6 protein-coding genes are annotated in these 5,735 nt (G+C 73.5%); 4 read left to right on the top strand and 2 right to left on the bottom strand.

Features of this window, described 5'->3' with window-relative positions:
* From GFJ45_RS14790 to rpsT, 4 genes are all read left to right on the top strand, one after another.
* A partial coding sequence (locus GFJ45_RS14790; protein ID WP_153398549.1) for a hypothetical protein occupies window positions 1–242 on the top strand: 242 nt, incomplete at its 5' end.
* 10 nt (window positions 243–252) lie between these two features.
* On the top strand, window positions 253–1,005 hold the full coding sequence (locus tag GFJ45_RS14785; protein WP_153398547.1) for a polyamine aminopropyltransferase: 753 nt from the start codon (window positions 253–255) through the stop codon (window positions 1,003–1,005).
* A 30-nt stretch (window positions 1,006–1,035) separates the two neighbouring features.
* The gene (gene holA / locus GFJ45_RS14780) at window positions 1,036–2,037 is read left to right on the top strand and encodes a DNA polymerase III subunit delta (protein WP_228387110.1); all 1,002 of its coding nucleotides are present in this window, start codon (window positions 1,036–1,038) and stop codon (window positions 2,035–2,037) included.
* 211 nt (window positions 2,038–2,248) lie between these two features.
* Window positions 2,249–2,509 carry a 30S ribosomal protein S20 gene (rpsT, locus tag GFJ45_RS14775; protein WP_153398545.1) on the top strand — a complete coding sequence of 87 codons (261 nt, stop codon included), beginning with the start codon at window positions 2,249–2,251 and terminating at the stop codon, window positions 2,507–2,509.
* Window positions 2,510–2,596: 87 nt separating this feature from the next.
* On the opposite strand, the gene GFJ45_RS14770 is transcribed toward rpsT, so the two are convergent.
* Together GFJ45_RS14770 and GFJ45_RS14765 are read right to left on the bottom strand one after the other, a co-directional pair.
* Window positions 2,597–3,733 (bottom strand): winged helix DNA-binding domain-containing protein, encoded by a 1,137-nt coding sequence (locus tag GFJ45_RS14770; protein ID WP_153398543.1) that lies wholly within the window; start codon window positions 3,731–3,733, stop codon window positions 2,597–2,599.
* A 27-nt stretch (window positions 3,734–3,760) separates the two neighbouring features.
* Window positions 3,761–5,503 carry a pyruvate dehydrogenase gene (locus tag GFJ45_RS14765; RefSeq protein ID WP_153398541.1) on the bottom strand — a complete coding sequence of 581 codons (1,743 nt, stop codon included), beginning with the start codon at window positions 5,501–5,503 and terminating at the stop codon, window positions 3,761–3,763.
* Between the last annotated feature and the right edge of the window lie 232 nt (window positions 5,504–5,735).

The following is a 5,735-nucleotide window of genomic DNA, read 5'->3' as shown; positions in this document are numbered from 1 at the left end:
GGGCGCCGCGCGCGGCGGTCCCGGCCCCGGAGCCGCCGCCGGTGGCGCGCTCACCCCGGACCGCCGTCACCGGCGGCCACGCCTGGACCGAGGAGGAGGACGCCGAGCTGCGTGACGGCATCGAGGCCGGCTGCACCCTGGAGGAGCTGGCCGACCACCTCAAGCTGGCCCCGGACGTGGTGACCGCGCGGCTCAACCAGCTGGAGCTGGCGCCCGGCGACCCCACCCTGGCGCTGGACTGAGCGGCGGCCCGTGCCCGCGCGGTTCGAGGAGCTGGACTGGCGTCCCACGCCGATGGGGGAGCTGGTGCTGCGGCGCCGGTTCGACCCGACGTTCCAGCGGGAGGTGTACGAGATCAAGCTCGACGAGGAGTACCTCATGTCGAGCCTGTTCACCGTCGCCGAGGAGGAGGTCGCCCGGCGCTCGCTGGCGATGCTGGAGGAGGGTGCCTCGGGGGAGCCGGCCGAGACCGCCGAGCCCGGCGGCGGCGCTGCGGCGACCCCGCGCTGGGACGTGCTCGTCGGCGGGCTGGGGCTCGGGTTCACCGCGCTGGCGGTGCTGCGGGACGCCCGGGTGGCCTCGCTCGCCGTGGTCGACACCCTGGCCGAGGTCATCGACTGGCACCGGCGGGGGCTGATCCCCGCCGGTCCGGCGCTGACCGGCGACGGGCGCTGCACGCTGGTGCACGAGGACTTCTTCGCGCTGGTGCGCGAGGGCGGGCCCGGCCGCTACCACGCCGTCGTCGTGGACATCGACCACTCGCCGCGCCACCTGCTGCATCCCTCCCACGCCGACCTCTACACCGCGGCCGGCGCGCAGCGGCTGGCCGCGATGCTGCGCCCGGGAGGCGTGTTCGGGCTGTGGTCCAACGACCCACCGGACGAGGACTACCTGGCCACGCTGCGGCCGGCGTTCGCCGACGTCCGTGCCGAGGTGGTGAGCTTCCCCAACCCGCTGCAGGGCCGGGAGGCGACCGCGACGCTGTACCTGGCCCGGCGCGGCTGAGCCGTCGGTCCCGCGTGGCAGGGTGGACCCGTGAGCGACACCGGTCCGGGCACCACCCCCACCCTCGTGCTGCTGAGCGGGCCGGAGACGCTGCTGGCCGACCGGGAGATCACGCACCTGGTCGACAACGTGCGCGCGGCCGAGCCGGAGACGGAGGTCGTCAACGTCCACGCCGAGGGCTATGAGCCCGGTGCGCTGGGGATGCGGGCCAGCCCGTCGCTGTTCGGCGGGTGGACGGTGCTGGTGGTGCACGACCTGGACGTCGGTGACGACGAGCTGGTCGAGGACGTGCGCTCGCTGGCGACCGACCTGCCGGACGGGGTCTCCCTCGTGGTGCGGCACAAGGGTGGCAACCGCGGCAAGCGCGCCCTCGACGCCATGCGCAAGGCCGGCGGGCGGGTGGTGGACTGCAAGGCGATCAAGACCGAGAAGGACAAGACGGAGTTCGCCCGGCACGAGTTCCAGCAGGCACGGCGCAAGATCTCCGGGGAGGCGCTGACCGCACTGGTGCAGGCCGTCGGCAGGGACGTGCGCGAGCTGGCGAGCGCCTGCGCCCAGCTGGTCCGCGACACCAGCGGCACCATCACCCCCGAGGACGTGCAGACCTACTACGGCGACCGGGTCGAGACCACGGGCTTCAAGGTGGCCGACGCGGCGCTGCGCGGTGACGAGGAGGAGGCGCTGCGGCTGCTGCGGCACGCCCTCGCCGGCGGCCTGGACCCGGTGCCGCTGGTGGCGGTGCTCGCCATGCAGCTGCGCCAGGTCGGCCGGGTCGCCACCGCGGGCCGTGGCAGCCCGGCTGCGCTGGCCCGGGAGCTGGGCATGGCGCCCTGGCAGGTCGACCAGGCCCGGCGCGCGGCGCAGGGATGGGACGGGGCCAGGCTGGGCCGGGCCATCGAGGCGGTCGCCGTGGCGGACGTCGACGTCAAGGGCGGGCTGCGCACCGGCACCACCGTGGCCCGCGACCCGGAGTGGGCGGTGGAGCGGGCGGTGCTGGCGATCTGCCGGGAGCGCAACGAGGGCGCCGCGTAGCGGCAGCGCGCGTCCACCGCTGCCGGCACGGTCCGGCCGACCGGTTTGGGCGAGACTCCACTCGCTGGTAGATTCGGCTGTTGCGTGCGCGCCTGGTCGTGCGCGCTCGTGACCAACCACGCGGCTCACGCAAGGGTGTCCCCACGCCCGGTCCCGAGCCGCGTGTGTCGCCCTCAACGACACCGCACTCGACCGAGCAGGAAGACACCTCGTGGCAAACATCAAGTCCCAGAAGAAGCGGATCAAGACCAACGCCAGGCGCACCGAGCGCAACCGCGCGGTCAAGAGTGAGATCCGTACCTGGATCCGCAAGTTCCGCAAGGCCACCGACTCCGGTGACAGCAGCCAGGCCCAGGAGGCGCTGCAGGCCGCGTCCCGCAAGCTCGACAAGGCCGTGACCAAGGGCGTCATCCACAAGAACCAGGCCGCCAACAAGAAGGCCGCGATGGCCAAGAAGGCCGCCTCGCTCTGAGCGCGGCCCGCAGCTGACTGCCCGACGGGGGCGGTCGCCGGACGTCCGGCGACCGCCCCCGTCGCTGTCGCTCCGGTGCCTTCGGCGTCAGTCCGCCACCCAGCGGACCTGGTAGCTGCTCGCCTCCGGCTCGGCGAACCGGGCGAGCTCCTCGCCGAGCTCCTCGAGCGCGGTGCGGTCGGCCCTGCTGGTCCGCTCGAACGGCTGCAGCGCGAGCACGGCCGTGCCGCCGTCCCTGCGGAGCGACCAGAGCCCGCCGACGAACCCGTCGACCAGGAAGGTGGGCAGGAAGTCGCCGTTCTTCTTCACCACCGCGTCCCGGTAGGGAGCAGGCAGGATCCGCTCCCGGTGCGCGTAGGCGATCAGGACGCTGTCCCACCGGGCGAGGAACCTCGGCGCGACGGGCGGGTCCTCCGGCACCGTGAGGTCGGCCAGGTCCAGCAGGTCGTCCCCGTCAGCGGAGGTGGCGCGGACCAGGCGGTCCCCGAGCCGCTCGACGGCCGCCCGGACCGGGGTCTTGCGCAGCTGTCCGGACCACTTGCCGATGTCAGCCAGCGACGCCGGCCCGTAGGCGGCGAGGTACCGCTCGACCAGCGTCACGAGGGCGTCCTCAGCTGAGGGACGGGCGACCTCTCCCAGCAGCCACGCCTCGGCGCTGAGGTAGGTGGGCTTCCCGTGCTCGCGCCACAGACCGCTCGGCGGGACGTGGACCAGCCCACCGGCGGCGGTAGCCATCCGGAACCAGGGGTTGCGCACCCCAGCCGGGACGGCGGCCGCGACGTCGTGACCGGGGTGCAGCCCCGCCAGGTGCGCCTCGATCTCCAGCACCGTGCGTGGCTCGGTGCAGAAGGCGCGGACCTGGTCGTTGAGCTCGTCCAGGTCCAGTCCGGCCCGGCGGGCGCTGGGTGCCCAGGTGCGCAGGCCCTGCTGGCCGGAGGCGGCGTCCATCGCCGGGTAGTCCGCGGCGGCGACGATGTGCAGGGTGGTGCGCATCACGGTGGCCTTGACGGCGCTGCGGCCGGTGAGTGCTTCCTCCAGGTCGGCGATGGCGTGCCCGGCGCGCCGGGACCAGAGCGCGATGTAGGGAGGCACGGCGTGCTGGGCCTGCAGCCCGGCCAGCCGCCCGATCACCTCGTCGACGGGGCCGTCGAACGGCTGCAGCAGCCCCTGCCGGTGCAGCGTGGCCCGGTTGAGCTCCCTGCGGCTGAGCGGTCGGGGACTCATCCGGTGACGGTACCGGAGGGGTCGGACTTACCCCCGCGGGATGTTGCGCAGGTTCGAGCGCGCCATCGAGACCGCCTCGCCGGCGCCGCGGTTGAGCACGATCTTGCTCATCGCGGTCGCGAAGCCGAAGACCTGCTCGCTGTTGATCTTGGGCGGGATCGACAGCGCCATCGGGTCAGTGACGACGTCGACCAGCGCGGGGCCGTGGTGGTCCAGGGCGGACCGGTAGCCGTCGTGCAGGTCCCGCGGGTGCTCCACCCGAACGGTGTGCCACCCCATCGCCGCCCCGATCGCGGCGAAGTCAGCGGCCGGCATGTCGACTCCGTGGTCGGGCAGCTTGTCGACCAGCATCTCCAGCTTGACCATGCCGAGCGTGGAGTTGTTGAACACCACGACGGTGAGCGGCAGCTCGTACATGCTGGCCGTCAGCATCTCGCCCAGCAGCATCGACAGCCCACCGTCGCCGGCCATGGCCACCACCTGCCGGTCGGGGTAGGCCAGCTGGGCGCCGATGGCCTGCGGCAGCGCGTTGGCCATCGACCCGTGCCGGTAGGAGCCGATGATCCGCCGGGTGCCCAGCGGCCGCAGGTACCGGGCGCTCCACACGTTGGCCATCCCGGTGTCCGCGGTGAACACTGCGTCGTCCGCGGCCAGCTCGTCCAGGACGGAGGCTGCGTACTCGGGGTGGATCGGCGTGGTGTCCTCGACGTCCTTGGTGTAGGCGCCGACGGCCTTGTTCATCAGCTTGTCGTGCTTCTTGAGCAGCTTGTCGAGGAACCGCCGGCTCTTCTTGCGCTCCACGAGCGGCAGCACGGCCCGCAGCGTCGCCCGCACGTCCCCCTCGACGGGCAGGTCCACCTGGGTGCGCCGGCCGAGCACCGTCGCCCGCACGTCGACCTGGACGGTGCGGGTGCCGGGCAGGAACTGGTCGTAGGGGAAGTCGGTGCCGAGCATGACCATGAGGTCGGCGTCCTCGATGCCCTCGGCGGCGGCCCCGTACCCGAGGAGGCCGGTCATGCCGACGTCGAAGGGGTTGTCGTACTGGATGATGTCCTTGCCCCGCAGCGAGTGGCCGACCGGTGCCCCCACGAGCTCGGCCAGCTCGACGATCTGGTCGTGGGCGCCCTGGGCGCCGATGCCCACGAAGAGGGCGACGTTCTTGGCGGCGTTGATCTCGTCGGCGAGGGCCTGCGCGGTCTCCTGGTCCGGCACGAGGGTCCCTCGCCGGGTCGGCACATACCGCGGCGCCTCCCGCGCGGTGTCCTGGTCGGCGATGTCGCCCGGCAGCGTCACCACCGCGACACCGCCCGCGCCCAGCGCGTGCCGGATGGCCGAGTCCACCACCCGCGGGGACTGCTCCGGCGTGCTGACCAGCTCGGAGTAGACGGAGCACTCGATGAAGATCCGGTCGGGATGGGTCTCCTGGAAGAAGCCCTGGCCGATCTGGGCACTGGGGATGTGGCTGGCGATGGCCAGCACGGGCGCGCCGGTGCTGTTCGCGTCGTAGAGGCCGTTGATCAGGTGCAGGTTGCCGGGCCCGCACGACCCGGCGCACACGGCGAGCTCCCCGGTCAGCTGCGCCTCGGCGCCGGCCGCGAACGCCGCGGCCTCCTCGTGCCGCACGTGCACCCAGTCGATCCCGCCGTTGCGGGACCCGCCGGTCTGCCGGACCGCGTCCACCACCGGGTTGAGGCTGTCACCCACGATGCCGTAGATGCGCCGCACCCCGACGGCCTGCAGCTGCTGGACGATCTGCTCGGCGACGTTCATCACCGCTCCCTTCGCTGGGTGGAGGTCGCCCCACGCGCCGGCGTGGCGACGGGTCCCTGGCCTCCGACGCTACGGCGTCGCGCCAGCCCGGTCGCGCCGGAGCCCCGGCGTGGGCGTGGTGGCCGGCAGCCCGCTGCCCCCCTCGGCGTGGCGACGGGGGCTCAACCGAGGTCGGCGCGGGCCCAGGTGGCCTGGCCGGGCGCCACCAGCTCGACGGCGGTCGCCGTGGGGT

It is taken from the genome of Ornithinicoccus halotolerans, from assembly GCF_009602535.1.
Lineage (GTDB): Bacteria > Actinomycetota > Actinomycetes > Actinomycetales > Dermatophilaceae > Ornithinicoccus > Ornithinicoccus halotolerans.
Note: the sequence above shows the minus strand (reverse complement) of the source record. Positions and strands in the feature narration are given on the sequence as shown.